Annotated in this window: 21 protein-coding genes, 1 tRNA gene and 1 riboswitch; of the genes, 12 read left to right on the top strand and 10 right to left on the bottom strand. The window is 71.7% G+C overall.

Annotated features, from left to right (window positions below; all coding sequences use genetic code 11):
• Positions 1 to 253: 253 nt before the first annotated feature.
• The 3 genes from ACRDSK_RS03230 to ACRDSK_RS03240 are packed head-to-tail and all read right to left on the bottom strand — an operon-like array spanning position 254 to position 4,031.
• Positions 254 to 2,530 (bottom strand): xanthine dehydrogenase family protein molybdopterin-binding subunit, encoded by a 2,277-nt coding sequence (locus tag ACRDSK_RS03230; protein ID WP_431438355.1) that lies wholly within the window; start codon positions 2,528 to 2,530, stop codon positions 254 to 256.
• A complete protein-coding gene (locus ACRDSK_RS03235; RefSeq protein ID WP_431438356.1) occupies positions 2,527 to 3,516 on the bottom strand; it encodes an FAD binding domain-containing protein in 990 nt (329 codons plus the stop codon). Before ACRDSK_RS03235 ends, ACRDSK_RS03230 begins: the two co-directional genes overlap by 4 nt.
• Complete coding sequence (locus ACRDSK_RS03240; protein WP_431438357.1) at positions 3,513 to 4,031, bottom strand: 2Fe-2S iron-sulfur cluster-binding protein; 519 nt, start codon at positions 4,029 to 4,031, stop codon at positions 3,513 to 3,515. The genes ACRDSK_RS03235 and ACRDSK_RS03240 overlap by 4 nt, the downstream gene beginning before the upstream one ends.
• 252 nt (positions 4,032 to 4,283) lie before the next feature.
• On the opposite strand from ACRDSK_RS03240, the gene ACRDSK_RS03245 reads away from it, so the two are divergent.
• The 3 genes from ACRDSK_RS03245 (at position 4,284) to ACRDSK_RS03255 (ending at position 8,839) form a co-directional block, all read left to right on the top strand.
• Positions 4,284 to 4,754, top strand: a complete 471-nt coding sequence (locus tag ACRDSK_RS03245) for a hypothetical protein (protein ID WP_431438358.1) — start codon at positions 4,284 to 4,286, stop codon at positions 4,752 to 4,754.
• A gap of 267 nt (positions 4,755 to 5,021) precedes the next feature.
• Positions 5,022 to 5,633, top strand: coding sequence for a hypothetical protein (locus ACRDSK_RS03250; RefSeq protein ID WP_431438359.1), 612 nt, complete (start codon positions 5,022 to 5,024; stop codon positions 5,631 to 5,633).
• A 308-nt stretch (positions 5,634 to 5,941) separates the two neighbouring features.
• Positions 5,942 to 8,839, top strand: a complete 2,898-nt coding sequence (locus ACRDSK_RS03255) for an XRE family transcriptional regulator (protein ID WP_431438360.1) — start codon at positions 5,942 to 5,944, stop codon at positions 8,837 to 8,839.
• A gap of 18 nt (positions 8,840 to 8,857) precedes the next feature.
• On the opposite strand, the gene ACRDSK_RS03260 is transcribed toward ACRDSK_RS03255, so the two are convergent.
• A complete protein-coding gene (locus ACRDSK_RS03260; protein ID WP_431438361.1) occupies positions 8,858 to 9,364 on the bottom strand; it encodes a DinB family protein in 507 nt (168 codons plus the stop codon).
• Positions 9,365 to 9,431: 67 nt separating this feature from the next.
• Between ACRDSK_RS03260 and ACRDSK_RS03265 the strand changes: the two genes are divergently transcribed.
• Both ACRDSK_RS03265 and metH read left to right on the top strand, forming a co-directional pair.
• A complete protein-coding gene (locus tag ACRDSK_RS03265) occupies positions 9,432 to 10,286 on the top strand; it encodes a MerR family transcriptional regulator (protein WP_431438362.1) in 855 nt (284 codons plus the stop codon).
• 86 nt (positions 10,287 to 10,372) lie between these two features.
• Positions 10,373 to 10,449, top strand: a riboswitch (S-adenosyl-L-homocysteine riboswitch).
• A gap of 32 nt (positions 10,450 to 10,481) precedes the next feature.
• Positions 10,482 to 14,102: a methionine synthase gene (gene metH, locus ACRDSK_RS03270; RefSeq protein WP_431438404.1), complete on the top strand. Its 3,621-nt coding sequence runs from the start codon at positions 10,482 to 10,484 to the stop codon at positions 14,100 to 14,102.
• Here metH and ACRDSK_RS03275 read toward each other — a convergent pair.
• The 4 genes from ACRDSK_RS03275 to mug are packed head-to-tail and all read right to left on the bottom strand — an operon-like array spanning position 14,087 to position 16,804.
• A complete protein-coding gene (locus ACRDSK_RS03275) occupies positions 14,087 to 14,446 on the bottom strand; it encodes an MmcQ/YjbR family DNA-binding protein (RefSeq protein ID WP_431438363.1) in 360 nt (119 codons plus the stop codon). The two genes, metH and ACRDSK_RS03275, sit on opposite strands and share 16 nt — an antisense overlap.
• Positions 14,447 to 14,476: 30 nt before the next feature.
• A complete protein-coding gene (locus ACRDSK_RS03280) occupies positions 14,477 to 15,403 on the bottom strand; it encodes a PLP-dependent cysteine synthase family protein (RefSeq protein WP_431438364.1) in 927 nt (308 codons plus the stop codon).
• 19 nt (positions 15,404 to 15,422) lie between these two features.
• Entirely contained in the window at positions 15,423 to 16,259 is an 837-nt protein-coding gene (locus ACRDSK_RS03285) for an EamA family transporter (RefSeq protein WP_431438365.1), read from the bottom strand.
• Positions 16,256 to 16,804 (bottom strand): G/U mismatch-specific DNA glycosylase, encoded by a 549-nt coding sequence (mug, locus tag ACRDSK_RS03290; protein WP_431438366.1) that lies wholly within the window; start codon positions 16,802 to 16,804, stop codon positions 16,256 to 16,258. Before mug ends, ACRDSK_RS03285 begins: the two co-directional genes overlap by 4 nt.
• Positions 16,805 to 16,878: 74 nt before the next feature.
• Between mug and ACRDSK_RS03295 the strand changes: the two genes are divergently transcribed.
• Complete coding sequence (locus tag ACRDSK_RS03295; RefSeq protein ID WP_431438367.1) at positions 16,879 to 17,592, top strand: tyrosine-protein phosphatase; 714 nt, start codon at positions 16,879 to 16,881, stop codon at positions 17,590 to 17,592.
• 4 nt (positions 17,593 to 17,596) lie between these two features.
• Here ACRDSK_RS03295 and ACRDSK_RS03300 read toward each other — a convergent pair whose 3' ends face one another.
• Positions 17,597 to 18,466, bottom strand: coding sequence for an AraC family transcriptional regulator (locus ACRDSK_RS03300; protein ID WP_431438368.1), 870 nt, complete (start codon positions 18,464 to 18,466; stop codon positions 17,597 to 17,599).
• A 384-nt stretch (positions 18,467 to 18,850) separates the two neighbouring features.
• Between ACRDSK_RS03300 and ACRDSK_RS03305 the strand changes: the two genes are divergently transcribed.
• From ACRDSK_RS03305 to ACRDSK_RS03330, 6 genes are read left to right on the top strand one after another with little or no spacing between them, the layout of a single operon-like run.
• Complete coding sequence (locus ACRDSK_RS03305) at positions 18,851 to 19,066, top strand: hypothetical protein (RefSeq protein WP_431438369.1); 216 nt, start codon at positions 18,851 to 18,853, stop codon at positions 19,064 to 19,066.
• Entirely contained in the window at positions 19,063 to 19,359 is a 297-nt protein-coding gene (locus ACRDSK_RS03310) for a hypothetical protein (protein WP_431438370.1), read from the top strand. The genes ACRDSK_RS03305 and ACRDSK_RS03310 overlap by 4 nt, the downstream gene beginning before the upstream one ends.
• 13 nt (positions 19,360 to 19,372) lie before the next feature.
• Positions 19,373 to 19,948 carry a DUF2637 domain-containing protein gene (locus ACRDSK_RS03315; protein WP_431438371.1) on the top strand — a complete coding sequence of 192 codons (576 nt, stop codon included), beginning with the start codon at positions 19,373 to 19,375 and terminating at the stop codon, positions 19,946 to 19,948.
• Between the two features lie 45 nt (positions 19,949 to 19,993).
• On the top strand, positions 19,994 to 21,319 hold the full coding sequence (locus ACRDSK_RS03320) for a replication initiator (RefSeq protein ID WP_431438372.1): 1,326 nt from the start codon (positions 19,994 to 19,996) through the stop codon (positions 21,317 to 21,319).
• A complete protein-coding gene (locus ACRDSK_RS03325; protein ID WP_431438373.1) occupies positions 21,316 to 21,501 on the top strand; it encodes a helix-turn-helix transcriptional regulator in 186 nt (61 codons plus the stop codon). The genes ACRDSK_RS03320 and ACRDSK_RS03325 overlap by 4 nt, the downstream gene beginning before the upstream one ends.
• Positions 21,501 to 22,694, top strand: coding sequence for a site-specific integrase (locus tag ACRDSK_RS03330; RefSeq protein WP_431438374.1), 1,194 nt, complete (start codon positions 21,501 to 21,503; stop codon positions 22,692 to 22,694). The genes ACRDSK_RS03325 and ACRDSK_RS03330 overlap by 1 nt, the downstream gene beginning before the upstream one ends.
• 23 nt (positions 22,695 to 22,717) lie before the next feature.
• Here ACRDSK_RS03330 and ACRDSK_RS03335 read toward each other — a convergent pair.
• Positions 22,718 to 22,790 (bottom strand) — tRNA-Arg (locus ACRDSK_RS03335).
• Positions 22,791 to 22,892: the final 102 nt, after the last annotated feature.

The raw sequence follows: 22,892 nt of genomic DNA on the forward strand, positions 1-22,892 counted from the left end.
CGCGCCTGCGCGCGAGCGTCAGTCCAGGGCCGAGGACAACTCGCGACGAGCCTGCTCCGAACGCGACCACTGGCGCTGCTGTCGCCGGCGAGGTCGGGAGTTGTCCTCGCAGAACGCTCCGTCGCTCCCGCTCACGGTGTTCATGGTTGGCTTCGCTCCTTCGCTACTCGCCGTCTTCCCTCCTCCGTGCTCGGCGCTGGCGCGCCTGCGCGCGAGCGTCAGTCCAGAGCGGCGAACGCTCCGTCGCTCTCGCTCACAGAAGCTTGTCGAGGGTGATCGGCAGGTCGTAGATCCGCCGGCCGGTCGCGTGGAAGACCGCGTTGGCGATCGCGCCGGCCACGCCCGTGATGCCCACCTCGCCGGCGCCCAGCACGCCCAGCGGCATCGTCGGGTCCGGATCGTCCAGGCAGAGCACCTCCATGCGCGGCACGTCCGCGTGCACGGGGACGTGGTACTCCGCGAGGTTCGCGTTCATGATCCGGCCCGTCGCGCGGTCCACCAGCGTCTCCTCGCCCAGCGCGAGCCCGATGCCCATCACGATCCCGCCGCGCAGCTGGCTCGTCGCCGTCTTCCGGTTCACCACCGTGCCGATGTCGAACGTCCCGACCCACCGCGACACCCGCGTCTCGCCGGTGTCCGGGTCGACCCGCACCTCGCAGAACTGCGCGCCCGCCGCGGCCTTCACCCAGCGTCGGCCGTCCTTGATGAACTTGGTCATGAACCGCGCCTGCTCGGCCAGCTGACCCAGCTTCGACTCCGAGCCGACCACACCGTCCACATGCGAGCGCCCGGCCCGGGCGAGGATCGCCGCGTAGGTCTCGCCCGCCTCGCCCACGAACAGGCCGCCGTCCCGCGCCTCGAGGTCCGCGAGCGAGCGGCCGTGCAGCGGCGAGTCCGAGGCCGCCAGCTCGTGCACCGCACGCCGCACCTTCGCGCACGCCTCCAGCAGGCTCCCCGCCACGCTGGCGGTCTGCGCCGAGCCGCCCGCGCCCGGCCCCACCGGCAGGTCGCTGTCGCCGTGCTCGACCCGGACCGCGGACACCGGCACGCCGAGCGCGTGCGCGGTCACCTGCGCCTGCGCGGTCGCCGCGCCGACGCCGATCTCGTGGAACGCGCACCGGACGAGCACCGAGCCGTCCGCGGACAGCCGAACCGTCACGTTCGCCGGCAGCTGCCACGCGGGGTGGTACGCCGTGGCCATGCCCATGCCCACCAGCCACCGGCCGTCGCGCATCGAACCCGGCTCCGGCGTGCGCTCCGCCCAGCCGAACCGCTCCGCGCCCAGCGCGTACAGCTCCAGCAGCCGGCGGTGCGAGAACTCCTTGCCGTCCAGCGGGTTGCGCTCCGGCTCGTTGCGCCTGCGCAGCTCGAGCGGGTCGACGCCCAGCCGGTAGGCCAGCTCGTCCATGGCCGCCTCGATCGCGTAGGACCCGATCGACTCGCCCGGCGCGCGCATCGACGAGTTGGACAGCGCGTCCAGGTCCACCTGGCGCTGCTCGACCAGCATGTTCTCGGCCGCGTATAGGTGCCGCGACTGGGACACGATCTGCTCGGGGTGCCCGCCGATGTGGCCCAGCTGCGCCACGCTCTTGTGGATCAGCGACGTCAGCCGGCCATCCGCGTCGGCGCCCAGCGCCACCCGCTGGATCGAGGGCGTGCGGCCGCCGACCGTGCGGTACACCGCCTCGCGGATCAGCATCAGCCGCACCGGCCGGCCGGTCGCGCGGGCCGCCAGCGCGGCCAGGATCGTGCCCGCCCAGACGACGCCCTTGCCGCCGAATCCGCCGCCGACGTAGGTGGAGATCACCCGCACCTTGTCGACGGGCACGCCGAACCGGTGCGCCAGGTGCCGGCGCGTCCAGTCGATGTTCTGAGTCCCGTCGTGGACGGTCAGCTCGTCGCCCTGCCAGGCCGCGGTGGTGGCGTGCGGCTCGAGCGCGTTGTGGCTGTGCATCGGCGTGGTGAACCGCAGGTCCACCGACACCGGCGCGGCCGCCAGTGCCTTCTCCGCGTCGCCCTTGCTGCCGCCGCCCGGCATCAGCATCGCGTTGCGCCGCTGCGGGTGCGAGTCCGGCGCCGCCGCCGCGAAGTCCACAGTGGACGGCAGCTCCTCGTAGCGGATCCGAACCAGCTCGGCCGCGGCGAGCGCGGCGTCCAAGGTCTCGGCCACGGCGACCGCGACCGGCTGGCCGTTCCAGTGCACCTCGTCGGTGTTGAGGTAGTTCACCGTCGTGCCGGCCGCGAGCGTCGCCAGGTTCAGCGGGGTCGGCTTCTGCGGCGGCTTCAGCGAAGGCGAGTTGTGGTGGGTGAGCACGGCGAGCACGCCCGGCAGCGCCTCCGCCTCGGCCGTGTCGACGGCGACGATGCGGCCGCGGGCGACGGTCGAGCACACGAGCGCGGCGTGCGCGATGTTCGGGTAGGAGTACTCGGACGAGTAGCGGGCGGCGCCGGACGTCTTGGCCGTGCCGTCGACCCGGTCGAGCGGGCGGCCGAGCACGCCGCCGGTCCGCCGGTGGAGGACGTCGGTCATGCCGGGCTCCCTTCGGTGGTGAGACGCAGGAGCGTCGCCGTGATCGTTCGCCTCGCCAGCTCGATCTTGAAGCCGTTCTCGCTCTGCGGCCTCGCCGCGGCGAGCTCCGCGTCGGCCGCCCGGCGGAACTCGGCCTCGGTCGCCGCAGCACCGGTCAGCACCCGCTCGGCCTCGACCGCCCGCCACGGCCGGGCCGCGACGCCGCCGAGCGCGAGGCGGACCGCGGCCACCTGGCCGTCCCGCACGTCGAGCGCGGCGGCCACCGAGACCAGGGCGAACGCGTACGAGGCGCGGTCGCGCACCTTGCGGTAGCGCGAGTTCGCCGCCACCGGCACGGCCGGGATCTCGACGGCGGTGATCAGCTCGTCCGGCTCGAGGGCCGTCTCCACATGCGGCGTGTCCGCGGGTACCGCGTGGACGTCGCGCAGCGGGATCCGCCGGGTGCCGCGCACACTCTCCACCTCGACCGTGGCGTCGAGCGCCGCGAGCGCGACGCACATGTCCGACGGGTGGGTGGCGATGCAGCTCTCGCTCGCGCCGAGGATCGCGTGCATCCGGTTGAAGCCGCCGATCGCCGCGCAGCCGCTGCCCGGCTCGCGCTTGTTGCACGGCTGGGTGCCGTCGTAGAAGTACAGGCAGCGGGTGCGCTGGAGGATGTTGCCGCCGACGGTGGCCATGTTGCGCAGCTGGCCGGAGGCGCCCAGCAGGACGGCCTGGGCGAGCATCGGGTAGCGGGCGCGGATCGTCGGGTGGGCGGCGAGGTCGCTGTTGCGCACCAGCGCGCCGACCCGCAGGCCGCCGTCGGGCAGCTCCTCGATCCCGGTCAGCGGCAGCCGGCTGATGTCGATCACCGTGTCCGGCGCCTCGATGCCCTCGCGCATCAGATCGACGAGGTTCGTGCCGCCGCCGAGGAACTTCGCGCCGGGCCGGATCTCCCGCACCGCCGTGGCCACGTCGGTCGCGGCCACGTATCCGAAGTCCTTCACCGCACCGGCTCCTCGATCTCGCGGGCCGCGCCGTGCGCGACCTCCTCGATGGCGCCGACGATCCCGTTGTAGGCGCCGCAGCGGCAGATGTTGCCGCTCATCCGCTCGCGGATCTCGTCCTCGGTCAGCTCCGGCGTCTCCTCGACGTGCTCGGTGACCGCGCTCGCCGTGCCCTCCTTGTGCTCGGCGAGCATGCCGATCGCCGAGCAGATCTGACCGGACGTGCAGTAGCCGCACTGGAAGCCGTCGTGCTTCACGAACGCGCCCTGCAGCGGGTGGTCGACGCCTTCGATCGTGGTGATCTCCCGGTCGTCGTACTGCACCGCGAGCGCGAGGCAGGACACGATCCGCCGCCCGTCGACGAGGACCGTGCACGCGCCGCACGCGCCCTGGTTGCAGCCCTTCTTGGTGCCGGTCAACTCGAGGCGCTCGCGCAACGCGTCGAGCAGGCTGACCCGGGGTTCGAGCTCGACCGCGGTGGCGGTTCCGTTGACGTTGAGTCGCACTTCGACCATGGCCGCGACATTAACAGAACAGTGTTGAACTAACAAGAGACCAGCGTTCTGTTATCTTCGCGGCGAGCGCCGGAACCGTTGCTGCGCCGCAAAGACGGCAGGGTTGGGCCGAGCGGCGCAATTCGGGGAAACGGTTGCTCGTGGGAATGCGACTGGAGCGCGCCCGGTACGCGAACCGGAACCCGAGGATTGGCGCAACGGCGATATGGGTAGTCCCGCACCAGGAGTGCCGAACTTGGAGGTGCAGGAAGCATGCTGATTCTCGGCTTGCTGCTGGTGGTGGTGAGTGGCGCCGCGGCCGCGGTGCTGATCGCGTACAACAGCGGGGGCGCGGCCGAGACCGTGTCCGCGTTCGGTCGCGACCTCACCGACGTCACGTTGATGCAGGCGTTCGTGGCCGGGATCGTCGTCGCCCTGGCGTTCTTGCTGGGCCTTTGGCTGGTCGTGTCCGCCGGGCGGCGCGGCCGTGAGCAGCGGACTCGGTACCGCGAGGCCCGTCGTGAGGCCAAGGTCGCCGCCAAGGAGCGCGACGAGCTGGCGGACCGGATCCGCAAGGACGAGGAGCACCGGTCGGACCAGGAAACCGTGGCGCTGCCGGTGATTTCGGGCAAGGGCGCGCAGGCGGGCGACTCGACCGAGACCGGGCGCCACACGCAGCCGACCGACCGGCACCAGCAGCCGGTCATCACGAACATCCACGAGGGCCAGGCGCCGACCAAGTAGCGGAGCCGGCCCTGGGGCCGGTCACGATCTTGCGCTCACCCCCGGCGCGGGTCGTGACCGGCCCTTTTCGTGTTCAAAGGACTACAGAAAGCAGCGTGGACACACGAGTGGGTTAGTCCGTTTTATCCGGACGACACGCCGTAGGGGGTATCCCGGTGAAACTCGCCTGCGGAGGGTGGATAACCTGTCACCTCATCGTGGCTGTTGATCGTCGCCGGGCGGTCAACAGATCTTGGTCCCCCACCCTGCTTTTAGCCGGAGGCATACATGGCACACACCTCGACCGCGCGCCGCCGGTTCGGCGCCGCCCTCACGACGCTGGGCGTCGGCGTCGTCGCCGCCGCGGCGCTAGTGGGCATGGCCGGTACGGCCAGCGCCCACAAGCCGGAGATCAAAGCTGAGTGCACCGACGCGGGCACCGTCCTCGAGGTTCACCTCAAGCAGTACAACGGCAACGGCGAGAACTCCGTGACTGTCATGGACGGCGAGGAGGTCCTCCTCGAGAAGACCGTCTTCCAGTCCGACTTCGACCAGAAGTTCGAGGGCCTGGACGCGACGGTCGAGCACACGTTCACCGTCGACGTGAAGGCGCACGACGACCCGAGCGGCGAGCAGGGCTTCACCAAGGTCATGACCGCGACCGCCGAGGCCTGCGTGACCCCGCCGCCGTCGTCCGAGACCCCGCCGCCGCCGCCGTCCTCGGAGGCCCCGCCGGCTCCGCCGACCACCACGACCACTGAGGCGCCCGCGCCCCAGGGTGCGGCCCCGCCGCTGGCCGAGACCGGCGCCAGCATCGCGATCCCGCTGGGCATCGGCGCGCTGCTGCTGGTCGGCGGTGGCGTGATGCTGTTCGTCGTGCGTCGCCGCGGCCGCGCCTGACGAGCTAGCCGTACGACACGAAGGGGCGGGCCCGGACGGGCCCGCCCCTTCGTCGTCGTTCGCCGCGGTTTCGTTGGCACGCGGTCAGTTGCTGTCGGTCACGCAGTTGGCGGTCATGGCGGTGCTCCTTCCTGCTGCCAGCAGGTTTAGGGCACGGCGGTTGTTCAGTGTCCGACGCTGGACGCTGAACAACGGGTTGTGAACAATGAGGCCTGTTCGAAACACTCCGCACCGTCGGCCTCATTCCTCGATGGCGACCTGTTTCGAACAGGCCTCACGGCCTCACCTGCCCCTGAGGAGGTGGCGCGGTGCCTCGTGGGGAGAGGCCGCTCGGGCCTGGCGCCGATGTGCTGGTGCGTTTCGCCGGTGATCTCCGGCGGCTGCGGGAGCATGCCGGCGGTCCCACCTATCGCGAGCTCGCCACCCGCGCGCACTACTCCGCCGCGGCGTTGTCCGAGGCGGCCGGCGGACGCAAGCTGCCCACACTCGCGGTCACCCTGGCCTACGTCACGGCGTGCGGCGGGGACCCGGCTGGCTGGCTGGCGCGGTGGCGGGAGACCGCGGCCGAGCTGGCCGGCGAAGAGGCCGAGCCCCTCGCGGACTCAGCCGGCGCGCCCTACGTCGGGCTCGCCGCGTTCCAGACCGCCGACGCGGGGCGGTTCTTCGGCCGCGACCGCCTCGTCGACGAGCTCGTCGAGCGGGTGCGCGCCGGCCGGTTCCTCGGTGTCTTCGGCCCGTCCGGGTACGGCAAGTCCTCGGTCCTGCGGGCCGGCCTCGTCGCGCGGCTGGAGCCGGACCCGGTCGTGGTGTTCACGCCCGGCGCGCACCCGATGGAGGAGTGCGCGGTGCGGATCGCCGGCCACCTCGGCGAGTCCGCCGCCGCGCTGCGCGCCGAGCTCGCGGCCGACCCGGCGAACCTGCACCTGCGCGTCCGCCAGGCGATGGGCGACGGCGACCTCGTGCTCGTCGTCGACCAGTTCGAGGAGGTCTTCACCCTTTGCGCGGACGCCGATGAGCGGGCCTGGCTGATCGACGCGCTGGTCACCGCGGCGCGGGCGGAGACGAGCCGGACCCGGGTCGTGCTCGGCGTGCGCGCGGACTTCTACGGGCACTGCGCGCGCCACCCCGAGCTCGTCGCCGCGCTGCGCGACTCGCAGGTGCTGGTCGGCCCGCTCGACGAGGAAGAGCTGCGCGACGTGATCGTGAAGCCGGCCGAGCAGGTGGGCCTGCGCGTGGAGACCGCGCTCGTGGCCCGGCTGATCGCGACCGGGGCGACCGAGCCGGGCTCGCTGCCGCTGCTGTCGCACGTACTGCTGGAGACGTGGCGGCGCCGGCGCGGCACGACGCTCACGCTCGGCGGCTACGAGTCCGCCGGCGGGCTGCGCCACGCGCTCACCCGCACCGCCGAGGACGTCGTCGCCGGGCTGGACCCCGCCGGCCGGGCCGTCGCGAAGCAGCTCTTCCTGCGGCTGTGCGCGCTCGGCGACGCGACGGAGCCGGGCGTCGTGGCGACCAAGCGGCGGGTGAGCCGCGAGGAGCTCGCCGACCTGCCCGGTGCCCCGGAGCTGCTCGACCGGCTCGCGGCGTCCCGGCTCGTCACGGTCGACCGGGACGACGTCGAGCTGGCCCACGAGGCGCTGATCCGGCACTGGCCGCGGCTGTCGGGCTGGCTCACCGAGGACCGCGACGGGCTGCGCACCCACCGCCAGCTGACCGACGCCGCGCTCGCGTGGAAGTCGCTGCACCGCGATTCGGGCGCGCTGTACCGGGGTGCCCGGCTCGACCGCGCGCAGGAGTGGGCGGCCGGGCTGCAGGACGGGGCTGGGTCGGCTCTTTCCCCGCTGGAGCGGGAGTTCCTGCACGCGAGCAGCGCCGCGCTGGCGGCCGAGCGCCGGGCCGAACAGCTGCGCGGACGGCGTCAGCGGCGGCTGGTCGCGGTGCTCGTGGTGCTGGTCGTGCTCGCGTCGGTCACCACGGTCTCCGCCGTCCTCGCCCAGCACGACGCGACCGAGCAGCGCAACGCGGCCGCCGCGCAGCGGGTGATCACGCAGGCGACGCTGCTCATCCGCACCGACCCGGCGCTCGCCGAGCAGCTGGGCCTCGCCGCGTACCGGCTGGCGCCGACCCCGGAGAACAAGGACAGCCTGCTGCGCATCGTCGCCGCGACCGGCGAGCGCCAGGTCGAGCTGGCCGGCTTCGAGCCGGGCGGGCGGATCTGGGGCGTCCACGTCGGCGAGACGTCGGTGTCCGTCGGCGACGTGACGTCGCCCGAGCAGTCCGGCGACGGGTACCCGCTGACGCCGCCCACCGACACCGACGAGGGGCCGAAGGCCGACGCGATGGCGTTCGCCCCGGACGGCCGCACCCTGGCCACGGTGACTGACGAGCGGCGGGTCCAGGCGTGGGACCTGACCGCACTGCCGGTCCGGACGCCGCTGGCGTCGTTCGTGGCGCCGGCCGGCGTGTGCGAGCCGTCGTGCTCGCAGCTGGCGGTCCACCCGCGCGGCCGGCTGATCGCCGTCGCCAGCAGCAAGGGCGGCGCGAGCCTGTGGCGGATCGGTGAGCGCACCGGCGTGCTGGGGCACGTCCCGTCGACCGGGGGCGGCGTGCGCGCGGTCGCGTTCAGCCCTGACGGCACCACGCTGGCGACGGCGGAGGACGCCGGCCGGATCCTGCTGTGGGACGTGGTCGACCCGACCACCCCGGCGCTGCTCGGCATCGTGAAGACGGGCTCGGTGACCTACGCGCTCAACGGTTCCTGGATCGCGTTCAGCCTCGGCACGCGGCTCATCGCGACCGCGGGCCCGGAGAACACCACGGTGCTCTACGACATCTCCGACCGGCGCCGGCCGCGGCACGTCGTCACGCTGGGCGGTCACGAGAAGTCGGTGACGTCGGTGTCGTTCAGCCCGGACGGCAGCACGCTGGCGACGGCGAGCGCGGACCAGACGACGGCGTTGTGGGACCTGACCCAGCCGCCGCGCCTGGTCGGCCGGCTGCGCGCGGACCTGGAGGTGCCGCACCGCGCGTCGTTCGCCCCGGACGGCCACACGGTCGCCACGGTAGGCACGGGCCAGCGACTCCTGTTGTGGGAGACCGACTTCACCCGCCTGACGGCCAGCATCTGCACCGGCGTGGGCCCGATGGACCGCGACCGCTGGAACCGCTACTTCCCGGGCATCGAGTACCGCGATCCGTGCCCGTAGAGCACGGCTGGTGCCTCGCTACGCGCCGACCGTGCCGTCGACGCCCTCGCGGAGGAGGTCGGCGTGCCCGTTGTGCCGGGCGTACTCGTGGATCAGGTGCAGCAGCACCCACCGCAGCGAGACCACCCCGCCGTGCCGCTTGTTGGGCGCCGTCACGTCGAGGGACTCCGCCTCCCGCTCGATGCGCCGCGCGTGCTCTACCTCGGCCTGCCACGCCGCGAACGCCTCCGCGCGCGTCGAGCCCGTCGGGTCGTAGGCCACCTGGTAGTCGTTGTCGGCGGACCACACGTTCGGGATGTCCTCGCCGGCCATGACCTTGCGGAACCAGGTGCGCTCGACCTCGGCCAGGTGGCGCACCAGACCCAGCAGCGACAGCGTCGACGGCGGCATCGAGCGGCGGCGCAGCTCCTCGTCGGACAGGCCGTCGCACTTCCAGGAGAGCGTCGCGCGGTGGTAGTCGAGGAACCCGCGCAGCGTCTCGCGTTCCCCGCCGGTCACGGGTGGGTCGATCCGTTCGGTGGACATGGCGTGATCCTCTCAGCCGCCGCTCGTCGAGACTTCCGACCCGCACGGTCGTTGGTGAGGTGTGAGGATGTCGGTAGTGGACGGCGACGGACCGGCCGGCCGGTCGGCGTGGACGGCGGGGCAGGTGGCACGGCACCTGCGGATCGCCGAGTCGACACTGCGGTCCTGGCACCGCCGCTACGGCGTGGGCCCGCAGGCGTCCCGCCCGGGCAGCTACCGGCGCTACACCGCCGAGGACGTCGAGCGCCTGCGGCACATGCGCGACCTGATCTCCGCGGGAATGCTGCCCTCCGAGGCCGCCGGCACGATCAGCACGCCGGTCCCGCGGCCGCTCGAAGAGGCGCTCGACGAGGTGCTCGCCGCCGCCCGCGACCTGGACAACTCCCGCTGCCTCGCCACGATCGAGCACTCGCTGGCCGCGCGCGGGGTCGTCGAGGTCTGGGAGCGGCTGTGCCGGCCGGCCATGCTCGCGATCGACGCCGACCAGCGGGCCGACTCGGACTGCGTCGACCGCGAGCACGTGCTGTCCTGGGCGATCGCCGCGGCGCTGCACCGCGTGGACCGGCCGGCGGCGGACGGCCCGCGCACGCTGCTCGCCTGCACGGAGGCCGAGCAGCACACGCTGCCACTGGAGGCCCTGGCCGCCGCGCTCGCCGAACGCCGGCAGACGGTGCGCATGCTGGGCGCCGCCGTCCCGACACCGACGTTGGTCCACGCCGTCGCCGCGGCCCGGCCCGACGCCGTCGTGCTCTGGGCGCAGAGCCCGGCGACCGCCCGGCCCGAGGCCGTCCGCGCGCTCGGCGTGTTCCCGCTGCGCCGGGTCACCGCGGGGCCCGGCTGGCCTCGTCGCCGGCTCTCGGGCACCGAGCGGTTCAGCAGTCTGACCGGGGCGGTCGCCGCGCTGACCGCTCCCACGCAGTGAGATCCCGGCGCCCCGGCCGGGGGAATTCAGCGGCGTTCCACGGGCCCTCCTGGCATCCTCTACGGTCGAACGGTAACTTTGTGTGCAGGGTCGAGAGGCGCTGCAACGGACTGATGTCCGCCACGCTCGGCCCTGGGACCGAGTTCAAGGGCGCCTCCCAGACCAATGGGAGGTGCACTGTTGAGCAAGTCCGACATCGGCGCGACCAAGGCTCTGCGACAGCTACTCGACCAGCGGATCGCGGTGCTCGACGGCGCCTGGGGAACGATGCTGCAGGGTGCGGGTCTGGAGCCCGCCGACTACCGCGGCGACCGGGTCGGCGACGACCACCCCAAGGACGTCACCGGTGACCCCGACCTGCTCAACCTGACCCGTCCGGACGTCGTGCTCGACGTGCACCGCCAGTACCTGCGTGCGGGCGCGGACATCACCACGACCAACACGTTCACCGCGACCAGCATCGGCCAGGCCGACTACGGGCTGGAGTCGCTGGCCCGCGAGATGAACGTGCGTGGCGCGCAGCTCGCCCGCGAGGCCGCCGACGAGGCCGGCGACCGGTTCGTCGCGGGCTCGATCGGCCCGCTCAACGTGACCCTCTCGCTGTCCCCGCGCGTCGAGGACCCCGCCTACCGCGCGGTCTCGTTCGACCAGGTCTACGACTCCTACGCCGAGCAGATCGCCGGGCTGGCCGAGGGCGGCGTGGACCTGCTGATGGTCGAGACGATCTTCGACACGCTCAACGCGAAGGCCGCGATCGCCGCCGCGCGCGCGGTCGCCCCGCACCTGCCGCTGTGGGTCTCGGTGACCATCGTGGACCTGTCCGGCCGGACGCTGTCGGGCCAGACCGTCGAGGCGTTCTGGAGCTCGATCGAGCACGCCGACCCGATGGTCGTCGGCGTGAACTGCGCGCTCGGCGCGACCGAGATGCGCCCGCACGTCGAGGAGCTCTCCCGGCTCGCCGCGAGCTACACCGCCTCGCACCCCAACGCCGGGCTGCCCAACGCGTTCGGCGGCTACGACCAGACACCCGAGGAGACGGGCCGGCTGCTCGGCGAGTTCGCCGACGAGGGCATGGTCAACATCGTCGGCGGCTGCTGCGGCACCACGCCGGCGCACATCGCGAAGATCGCCGCAGCGGTCAAGGGCATGACCCCGCGCAAGGTGCCCGCGATCGAGACGACCACGCGCTTCTCCGGCCTCGAGCCGTTCGAGATCGGCGCCGACACCGGCTTCGTCATGATCGGCGAGCGCACCAACGTCACCGGCTCCAAGCGGTTCCGCCGGCTCATCGAGTCCGACGACCACCAGGCCGCCGTCGACGTCGCGCTCGAGCAGGTCCGCGGCGGCGCCAACCTGCTGGACGTCAACATGGACGCCGACCTGCTCGACAGCGAGCAGGCGATGACCACGTTCCTGAACCTGATCGCCACCGAGCCCGAGGTCGCCCGCATTCCTATCATAGTGGACAGTTCCAAGTGGACTGTCCTGGAGGCCGGGCTGAAGTGCGTGCAGGGCAAGGGAGTCGTCAACTCGATCAGCCTCAAGGAGGGCGAGGAGCCCTTCCTGGAGCACGCCCGCAAGATCCGTTCCTACGGTGCCGGCGCGGTCGTGATGGCCTTCGACGAGCAGGGCCAGGCCGACACCGCGGACCGCAAGGTCGAGATCTGTGCCCGCGCCTACGACCTGCTCACCCAGCAGGCCGACTTCGCGCCCGAGGACATCGTCTTCGACCCGAACGTGCTCGCCGTCGCGACCGGCATCGCCGAGCACAACGGCTACGCGAAGGCGTTCATCGACGCGCTGCCGCGGATCAAGGAGCGCTGCCCGGGCGCGCGCACCAGCGGCGGCATCTCGAACCTGTCGTTCGCCTTCCGCGGCAACGACATCGTGCGCGAGGCCATGCACTCGTCGTTCCTGCTGCACGCCGTTCGTGCGGGGCTGGACATGGGCATCGTCAACGCCGGCCAGCTCGCGGTGTACGAGGACATCCCGGCCGACCTGCTCGAGCTCGTCGAGGACGTGCTGTTCGACAGGCGCGAGGACGCCACCGACCGGCTGGTGTCGTTCGCGGAGAACGTGCGAGGGAGCGGCACCAAGCGTGCCGTCGACCTGTCCTGGCGCGAGGCCTCGGTCAACGAGCGGCTCGCGCACGCGCTCCTGCACGGCATCGTCGACTTCATCGAGGACGACACCGAGGAGGCCCGCCAGCAGGCCACCCGCCCGCTCGACGTGATCGAGGGGCCGTTGATGGACGGCATGAAGATCGTCGGCGACCTGTTCGGCGCCGGCAAGATGTTCCTGCCACAGGTCGTGAAGAGCGCGCGGGTGATGAAGCGCTCGGTCGCCTACCTCGAGCCGTACATGGAGGAGGAGAAGGAGCGGGCGCGCCTCGCCGGCGAGCTGACCACCGACCGCGGCCAGGGCAAGATCGTGCTGGCCACCGTGAAGGGCGACGTGCACGACATCGGCAAGAACATCGTCGGCGTCGTGTTGGGCTGCAACAACTACGAGGTGGTCGACCTCGGCGTGATGGTGCCGGCCGCGAAGATCCTCGACACGGCGATCGCCGAGGGCGCGGACGCGGTCGGACTGTCCGGGCTGATCACCCCGTCGCTGGACGAGATGGTCGGCGTCGCCGGCGAGATGCAGCGGCGCGGGCTGGAGCTGCCGCTGCTGATCGGCGGTGCCACGACCTCCCGCCAGCACACGGCCGTGCGGATCGCGCCGGCCTACACGTCCACGACCGTGCACGTGCTCGACGCGTCCCGGGTCGTCGGCGTCGTCTCCGACCTGCTCAACGACGACCGCGCGAAGACACTGGACGCGGCGAACCGGGTCGAGCAGGCGCGGCTGCGCGACCAGCACGAGCACCGGCACGCGAAGCCGCTGCTCACGCTCGCCGACGCGCGGGCGAACCGGGAGCAGGTGGAGTTCGACGAGCTGCCGGTGCCGGCGTTCACCGGCGTGCACGCGGTCGAGCCGGAGCTCACGACGCTGCGCGAGCTGATCGACTGGCAGTTCTTCTTCATCGCCTGGGAGCTCAAGGGCAAGTACCCGGCGATCCTGGACACCAACCCGGCCGCGCGAGAGCTCTTCGAAGAGGGCAACGAGCTGCTGGACGAGATCATCGCGGCCGGCCACTTCCGGGCGAGCGGCCGGTACGGCTTCTGGCCCGCGCACGCGGTCGGCGACGACGTCGTCGTGGTCCAGGACGGCCGCGAGGTGGCGCTGCCGATGCTGCGTCAGCAGACCACGAAGCCGGAGGGCCGACCGAACCGGTCGCTCGCCGACTACGTGGCACCCGCCGGCGACCACCTCGGCGGGTTCGCGGTGGCGATCCACGGCGCGGAGGAGCTGGCCGCACGGTACGAGGCCGACAACGACGACTACCGGTCGATCATGGTCAAGGCACTGGCCGACCGGCTCGCCGAGGCGTTCGCCGAGCACGTCCACCTGCAGGCCCGACGCGAGTGGTTCGAGCCCGAGGCCCAGCCGGCGCTCGCGGACCTGCACGCTGAGCGCTTCCGGGGCATCCGGCCGGCGTTCGGCTACCCGGCGAGCCCGGACCACAGCGAGAAGCGGGAGCTGTTCGACCTGCTCGACGCGTCCCGTGCGGGCATGGCCCTGACCGAGTCGTTCGCGATGACCCCGGCGGCAAGTGTCAGCGGGCTGATCTTCGCGCACCCGGAGTCGCGGTACTTCACGGTCGGCCGGATCAACCGGGACCAGGTCACGGACTACGCCGACCGGCGCGGCATGGCCGTCGACGAGGTCGAGCACTGGCTGCGCCCGAACCTGGCCTACGAGCCGGAGTAGTGCTCCTGCTCGTCGTAGGCGGCGGCCACCGTCTTCGGCACGACCATCCGCCAGCCGTCGACGATCAGCTCGTGTAACTCGTCCACGTCGACGGCGTCGAGGCGCAGCCGCACCCAGTGGTAGCGCATGTCGCCCTTGGACGGTAAGGAGAACTTGTCGGGCTCGGCCGCCACGAGGGCGGCCCGCTCCTCCTTCGGGAAGGCGAAGCCAAGCGTCTGCTCGTCGCGGGACAGGGCGAGGTAGACGATCCGGCCCACGTTGAACTTCACCCGGTCCTGCACGAGCCGCTCGACCGTGCGCGGCAGGCTGCGGGCGATCCGGCGGACGTCATCGGCGGTGGCCATGCGGATACCTCACCACGACCCACCGACATTTCACGGCTGCTCGTAAAGGTCCCCGCTCAGGTATTTCAGGCCGCTGTCCACCTGGACCGTCACCACCCGGTGGCCGGGCCCGAGCCGCGCGGCTACCCGCAGCGCCGCGACCAGGTTCACGCCCGTCGACGGGCCGGAGAAGACGCCCTCGGTCCGGGCGGCCCGCCGGGCCATGGCGAACCCGTCGGCCTCCGGGATGGCCATGACCTCGTCGAAGTCGTCGGCGCGCAGCTGCGGTGGCCAGTAGCCGACGCCGCCGCCCTCGACGTGGTGCGTGCCGGGCGACCCGCCGGACAGCACCGGCGACTCGGCCGGCTCGAGCGCGACCCGGTGGAGGTCGGGCAGCTTCTCGGCGAGGGCTCGGGTCACGCCGAGGAAGCAGCCCGCGGTGCCGATGTAGCCGCAGTACGCCGCGATCGTGGGCGAGCCGGGCAGCTGCTCCAGCAGCTCCTCGCCGAGGCGGCGGTAGCCGGCCACCATGTCGGTGTTGTTGAACTGGTCGGTCTGGAACGCGCCGGTCTCCGCGGCGATCTCGCCGGCCCGCCGGATCATCGACGGGATTAGGTCGGGCGTGATCCCGCCCGGGCTGTGGATCAGCTCGACGTCCGCCCCGAAGGCACGCATCGTGCGGATCTTCTCCTGCGCGAACGCGTCCGAGGAGACGATCCGCAGCGGGTGGCCCTTGACCGCGCAGACGAACGCGAGCGAGGAGCCGGTGCTGCCGCCGGTGTACTCGACGACCGGCTGCCCCGGCGCGAGCCGACCGTCCCGCTCGGCCTCCTCGATCATGGCGAGCGCCATCCGGTCCTTGTACGAGCCGGTCGGGTTCGCGCTCTCCAGCTTGACCCACACCTCCGCGGAGTCGTCGCCGGCCAGGGTCCGTAGGCGCACGACGGGCGTGCCGCCGATCGCGTCGATGCCGCTCACAGTCGAAGGATATGCGCGCTCAGGCCGCGGCCAGCACGCCGACTCCGCACAGGCATGCCGCGATCCCGATGCGTTGCCAGCCGGCGAGGCGCTCGTGCAGCACGACGCGGGCGAACCCCATCGTCACCACGGAGTGCAGCGCGGCCAGCACGGCGACCACTCCGAGCAGGCCGATCGTCGTGGCGACCGCGTACATCGTGTCGGCCGCCGTGGTGAGCAGGCCGATGGACATCAGCAGGGGCAGGTCGGCCCGACCGGGTCGCGGGCGCGGCCGGACGAGCAGGACGCCGACCACGACGACGGCCACCGCCGCCGCCCGGGCGCCGAACAGGGCCCAGACCAGATCGCCCTCGCTGGCCACGTCCATGGCGACGTAGAACGCGCCGAACCCGATCGCGGACAGGATTCCGTAGCCGATGCTCGGCCCCACACGGCCGGCGCCGTCGGTGGCACGCGAGGCGAGCGTGACCCCGACGACGACGAGCAGCAGCCCCGCGCTCTGCGCCGGTCCCGGCACCTCGCCGAGCAGCAACCCCGCGACGACCGGCACCGCGGGCGCGGCGGCCGAGATCGGCGCGACGAGGCTCATCCGCCCGACCGCGAGCCCGCGGTAGAGCGCCGCGGCCCCCGCCAGCTCCGCGATCCCCGCGGCCACCGCGGCCAGGAGGAACTCCGCGGCCGGCGGTCCGGCTCCGCCCACGAGCGTGGCCACGGCGAGCATCGCCAGCGAGGTCGACTGCGCGACGAGCAGGACACCGAGCAGCGCGATCGAGCGGCTCTTGAGGCCCGCAAGGAAGTCGCCGGCGCCCCAGCCGAGGCTCGCCCCGAGCGCGAGCAGCATCGCGAGCAAGGTCATCCGGCGAGGGCGTCCCGCAGCGCGCGGAACTCGTCGACGAGGGCCGGCAGCTGGTAGTGGGCGTTGAGTCCGCTCGGGTTGGGCAGCACCCACACCCGAGTACTCCCGATCCGGTCGTCCTGCGCCCCGATGACCGCGTCGGGCCGCCCGAACGCCGTCCGGTAGGCGGTGATCCCCACGACCGCCAGCACTCGCGGCTCGAGCCCCCGCACCAGGTTCGTCAGCTGGAGAGCCCCGTCCCGCAGCTCGTCGCCGGTCAGCTCGTCGGCCCGAGCGGTGGCCCGCCGGACGATGTTGGTGACGCCGAGCCCGAACGCGAGCAGGTCGTCCTGCTCGTCCGGCCGCAGCTGCCGATCGGTGAAGCCGGCGCGATGCAGGGCAGGCCAGAACCGGTTCCCGGGCCGAGCGAAGTGGTACCCGGTGGCGGCGGAGTAGAGCCCGGGATTGATGCCGCAGAACAAGACGTCCAGCCCAGCCGCGACGACGTCGGGAAGGACCTCCTCCCGAGCGGCGGCCAGCTCGTCCGCCGTAGGTCTGCGCACCATCACCTCTCTCGCCCGCGGATGCCCAGCCTAGTCGGCCGAACGCAACCACCTGCCCCTCGCGACGTCCCGTCAAGGTGGGTACCAACAGGCATCTGGACTGGCAGGGCTCCTACAACGTGCGCGACCTCGGCGGGCTGCCCACGAGGGACGGCCGTCGAACCGCCTGGCGGGCCGTGGTGCGCGGCGACGAGCCGAACGGACTGACCGACGCCGGTTGGGCCGCCTTGTGTGCCTACGGCATCAGGACGGTCGTCGACCTTCGTGACCACACCGACCAGGCGGCGGAGTCCCAACCGCCCGGGCCGACGACGGTGCGGGTGCCGTTGGACGACCACGAGGACACGGAGTTCTGGCAGCGCTGGGGGAGCGGCCTGGACTGCACGCCGCTGTACTACCGGGCGTTCCTGGACCGCTTCCCCTCCCGGATCGCGCGGGTGTTCACCGCCGTCGCCGAAGCTCCGACCGGCGGCGTTCTGATCCACTGTGGCGGTGGACGTGATCGGACCGGCCTGATCGTGGCGCTGCTGCTCGCGCTCGTGGACGTCCCCGTCGAGGAGATCGCGGCCGACTACGCCCTGAGTGCGTCGCGCCTCGCCCCCGCCTGGCGCGATCTCGATCTAGGTGACCAGAACGGCCGAGTCGACGCGATCCTGCACCGCCACGGCACCACCGCCACACAGGCGGTCGGCACCGCGCTCGATGGCCTCGACGTCCGGGAGTACCTGCGTGGCACCGGCCTCACCGAGCCCATGCTTCGCGCGATCGGGGTTCGCCTGCTCGGCGAGTGAGGCGTCAGGACGGTTCGACGGGCACCCACAGCTCGCAGGTAGCGGTGCTGAAGTCGTCGGCCCGCTCGAGCACCGCGACGATCTCCGGACCGGGTCGCAGCCGCCAAGGGTTGGCGGGGAACCATTCCGTAGCGGTCGCGGCCCAGGCCGTCTGCAGCGCCTGCGGATGAGGCCCGCTGGTGCGGAAGACCGCCCAGGTGCCCGCCGGGACCTCGATGGCGTCGAGGTCGTCGGGCACTGGCGTGCTCTCGGCGATGGCGACCCCGTGCAGGTAGGTCAGCTCACAGCCCTCGGTGTGATCGGGGTCGAGGTCGTCGCAGACCGAGAGCAGGCCGGCCGGCTCGGTGTCGCCGAGGCTCTTGAGGCGTTGGTGTTCTTCGCTGGGCAGTGCCGTGATGTGCTGCTGGATGTGCGGGTTGACGCCCTCGTGGATCAGCGGCACCCGGGCCGCGTGCCCAACGAGCTTGAACGCGGCGCGCTCGGCGATGCGGGTGTCCATGGGGATGCTCCCTTCGACGGTCAGGCGGAACCTGAGCTGTGGTTGTGTGCGAAGGGGACCTCCGTCGCGGCGCACGTCGCTGGGCCCGGTGCCGTGGACGGCGCGGAACGCACGCCCGAACGCCTCGGTCGAGCCATACCCGTACCGGACGGCGATGCTCAGCAGGTCGTCCGCACCCCGAACCACGTCCGCGGCCGCAACGGTCATGCGGCGCCGGCGCACGTACTCCGACAGCGGCATGCCCGCCAAGGACGAGAACATCCGCCGCAGGTGGTACTCGGTCGTGCCGAGCGAGCCGGCCAGCTCCTTGACGTCGAACTCGTCGCTCAGACGTTCCTCGACAAGATCGACAAGCCGGTTGAGTGCCGAGATCATGAGGCCTCCTTCGACATCAACCCTCGCCGACGACCGCCCGGCAGCGCCCGACCGCAGCGAACCGATCCGATCATGATCCTGTTGGCCACGTCAGGAGAAATACGCCCGATGACGTCGGACAGCACGGACTCGGCCTTGTTGGCTGGTCCAGAACTTCGGGTGAGCTTGCCGTTGCCGAAGGCAGGGCCGGCCCGGACGAGCGCGGCGGCAGAAACGAGAACGCCCGCGCAGGCCGCAGGCGCTCCCGTACGGATGCAGTACGCGCCCCCGGCGGGAGTACCTAAGGATGGGAACAGGGCTGACCAGCGGTTTCAGAGTGGTTGCTTGGTGGTGCAGGCCAATTTCATGTTGTAGTCAGGTGACGCTCGTGTCCGGTGACGCGCTATGTGGGAGACGACGGGATGGTGCCTGCGGACCTGGTTGAAGGTGACGTTCGTCCTGGCCGTGCTCATCGGCGTCGCGGCCATGGTGTGGGGTGTCGGCTCACGGCCGTTCGTCCTCACGGTGGTGGCCGCAGTGGTGCTCGAACTACTGACGATCCGTGGCCTGCTCCGGGAGTGGGCGTTCGACGCGCGGGGCCGCTGGTGGTGGTTCTGGTGAGCCACCCCAACGCGATGACGGTCAGCGGCAGCGGGACCGTCATGACGACCACGAGCGGTCACACCGCACGCGCCGTCGACGAACGGGAGCCGTACGGGCGATGGCGGGTCTCCTGGCTGCCGGGGCGAACCGTGAGCCGCAATCAGGCGACCACCGCGCTCGTCCTCGCCGAGTTCGTCACGGCCGGCGCGACGAGACCGGCGCACCGCCACTGGCCACACGTTCAGGGCTGGGCCGCCGAGCTGGACCTGACCGGCGCTGAGGCCGTCGCCGCGGTCCGCGTCACGGGCTGACGGGGGAGCGATGATGCGCGCTCGGCTCGACAACGTCATCCGGATCGGCGTCGCGACCGTGCTCGGCGGGATCGGCGCGGCGGCCGGCTTCACTCACACCCACGACTGGGCCGCGAACCACGGGCAGACCGGTTGGCTCGCATGGGCGACCGCCGTGGTCATCGAGGGCATCGCGATCGTCGCGGGGATCGAGATCCACCACGATCGCGCCGCCGGCCGGCCCTACCGGTTCCCGATGGTCGTGCTCGTCTTCGGTGTCCTCGTACAGATGACCGCTCAGGTCGCCGAGGCGGAACGGTCGCCGGCCGGCTGGCTCGTTGCCGCGATGCCGGCGCTCGGCTTCCTCGCAGTCGTCAAGCTCCTCATGCGACGTATGCCCGAGCCGTCCACACCGGACGAACCGTCACCCTCGCTCGCGGATCCAGTGAGCACTGTGCGGGTCAAGCTGCCGGCGGACATCACCGCCCGGATCGAGGCCGCGATCTCCACGGCCAGGGCAGAGGGGCGCGAACCCTCCGTCGAGGACATCCAGCGAGTTGCGCGCGTCCCTGCCGACCTCGCGCGGCGCGTGCTCGTCACTGATCAGTAGTTCTACCAAAGGATGTGATGCCGTTTGTACACACTGGACGATCGGATGGCCGCCCGACTCCGCGCCGGCGACTACCAGGACTGGCGTGCTCGCGTCGAAGCGATCGGCGGGTGCGCCAAACCGATCAGGCTCGTTGGCGGCTCGACGCTCGTGCACGCGTTGACCGGCAAGGTCGTCGACGAGTACGGCGGGACCGCATGGGTTCCGTGCGGAAACCGTCGTAGCACGGTCTGCCCGACCTGCTCGGACCGCTACGCCGCCGACGCCTTCCACCTGATCCGCGCCGGCTTGTCCGGCGGTTCCAAGGGCGTACCGGAGTCGGTCACCGACCGCCCGCGCGCCTTCGTCACGCTCACCCCACCCTCGTTCGGTGCTGTGCACAACCGAGCCTTCAGCGCGGCCGGCCGGCAGCGGCGCTGTCCGTGTGGCGAGCGGCACCACGAGCACGACCCGCGGATCGGGACGCCGTTGGACCCGGCCGGCTACGACTACGTCGGCGCGGTGCTGTGGCAGGCCCACACGGGCGTGCTGTGGCACCGGTTCATCACCCGGCTGCGTCGCGAGCTCGCCAAGCAGGCCGGCATCCCGATCCGCGGCTTCGGACGGGTCGCCCGGCTGTCCTACGGCAAGGTGGCCGAGTACCAGCGCCGCGGGCTCGTCCACTTCCACGCCGTCGTCCGCCTCGACGGACCGGAAGGCGCGACCGATCCACCGCCCGCATGGGCAACGCCCGAGCTGCTCGCGGAATGCGTCCGCCTGGCGGCGGCCACCGTCGTGGTGAAGACGGTCCGGCCAGACGGCGAACCGCTGCGGTTGGGCTGGGGCGGGCAGGTGGACATCCGACCGATCACCCGCGAGTACGAGCTGGAGGACGACGACGGGCGGATCAGCGAGCAGCGGCTGGCCGGCTACATCGCGAAGTACGCCACCAAGGGCACCGGCAAGACCGAGGCGGCCGACCGGCCGATTCGCTCACAGCTCGACATCGATCACCTGCGCCTGTCCGACCACCACCGACGGATGATCCAGACCGCCTGGGATCTCGGCGAGCTCGACCAGTACGAGCCGCTGAACCTGCGGCGCTGGGCGCACATGCTCGGCTTCCGCGGCCACTTCCTCACCAAGTCCCGCGCCTACTCGACCACCTTCAAGACCCTCCGCGGCGACCGCCAGGCGCACCGGCTCGCCGAACGGCTGACCGCGCTCGGCATCCCGACCGACGAGCTCGCCGACATCACCGTGATCAACGACTGGGAGTTCACCGGCACCGGCTACGCCGACGACGCCGAACGCGAGCTGGCGGCGGCCATCGCCGACCGCACCAGACAAGCACGCCTCACCAGGCACCGACGAGAACAGGACCAACCATGACCACGAACAGGCTGTGGGGCGTCAAGGAAGTCGCCGAGTACCTCGGCGTGCCCGAACAGACCCTCTACCAGTGGCGCACTCGCAAGTACGGCCCACCGGGGCGCCGGGTCGGCAAGTACGTCAAGTACCGCCCGGCCGACGTCGAGCGCTGGTTCGAGAGCCTGCCCGCGGAGGTCGCCTGATGCCACGTCCACCGCTGCCGATCGGCACGTGGGGCAAGATCAACACCTACCGGATCGGACCGAACACCTGCAAGGCCGAAGCCAAATACCGCGACTTCGACGGCGTCACCCGACGCGTCGGCCGCGTCGGCGCCACAGCGAACAAGGCGGCCGACAATCTGCGCGCCGCTCTGCGGGACCGTGGCAAGCCAGTCACCGACGGCGAGATCACGCCGGATTCGCGGTTCGCCAAGGTGGCCGAGCTGTGGCTTCGCGACCTCGCCGAATCCGGCAAGGCCACCCGAACGAAGGAGACCTACACCGAGGTCTGGCACAACCTGCTGGAGCCGGCCGCGGCCGCGCTACGGGTTGCAGACTTCCGGAAGGTGTCGACGGCCGACCGGATCATCCGCGCGATCCGAGACGCGAACGGCATCGGCCGGGCTCGCCACGCGCGGATCGTGCTAGCCGGGATGTGCTCGCTCGCCGTCCGGCTCGACGCGCTCGACGACAACCCGGTCCGCGAGCTGACGCCGGCCCCGCGCAAGCGCAAGTCCGAGCGACGTGCCGATCGCAAGATCGTCCTTACCGTGGACAGCGTGTCCAAGCTGCGGGCTCACATGGCCGGGTCCACGAGCGCGGCGCGCAACGACCTCGTCGACGTGGTGGACGTGCTGACCGGCGTCGGCTGCCGCATCGGCGAGCTGCTCGCGCTGGACTGGTCGAAGCTCGAATTCGAGGCCGGCACGATGTCGATCGAGGGCACGGTCATCCGCGTCAAGGGCGTGGGCCTGATCGTGCAGCCGCACACGAAGTCTGAGGCAGGCATGCGCACCATTCGCCCGGCGTCGTGGGTGATGGAGATCGTCAAGGGTCGGTATGCCGAGCGGACGTGCGACTGGGTGTTCCCGTCGTCGGCCGACACCCTGCGCGACCCGGACAACCTGCGCAAGCAACTTCGCAACGTGGTCGCCGAGACGGAGTGGGCCGGCCTGCACCCGCACGCCTTCCGGCACTTCGTCTCGACCCGACTCGACGAGGCCGGTTGGACCGCCCGCCAGATCGCCGACTACCTCGGCCACGACCGGATCTCGACCACGCAAGACGAGTACATGGACCGGCACGTGGCAGGGGAGGGCAGCACCGAAGCGATGCCCGAGATCGAACCGAAAAGGTCAGGTAAAGGTCAGGTTGATCAAGGCGACAAGACTTGATCATGACCTGACCAGCCACAACGCGCCCCCGGCAGGACTCGAACCTGCGACCCAGAGCTTAGAAGGCTCCTGCTCTGTCCGCTGAGCTACGAGGGCATGGCGGGCCGCGCCCGCCCGAATCGGCAGGGTGCTGCCCTAGGGTCTGATCGTTCGGGACCGCTCGGTCGTTTCCGAATCGGCTCAGATCGGGGTGTGATT

Source organism: Actinophytocola sp. (genome assembly GCF_050699915.1).
Classification (GTDB): domain Bacteria; phylum Actinomycetota; class Actinomycetes; order Mycobacteriales; family Pseudonocardiaceae; genus Actinophytocola.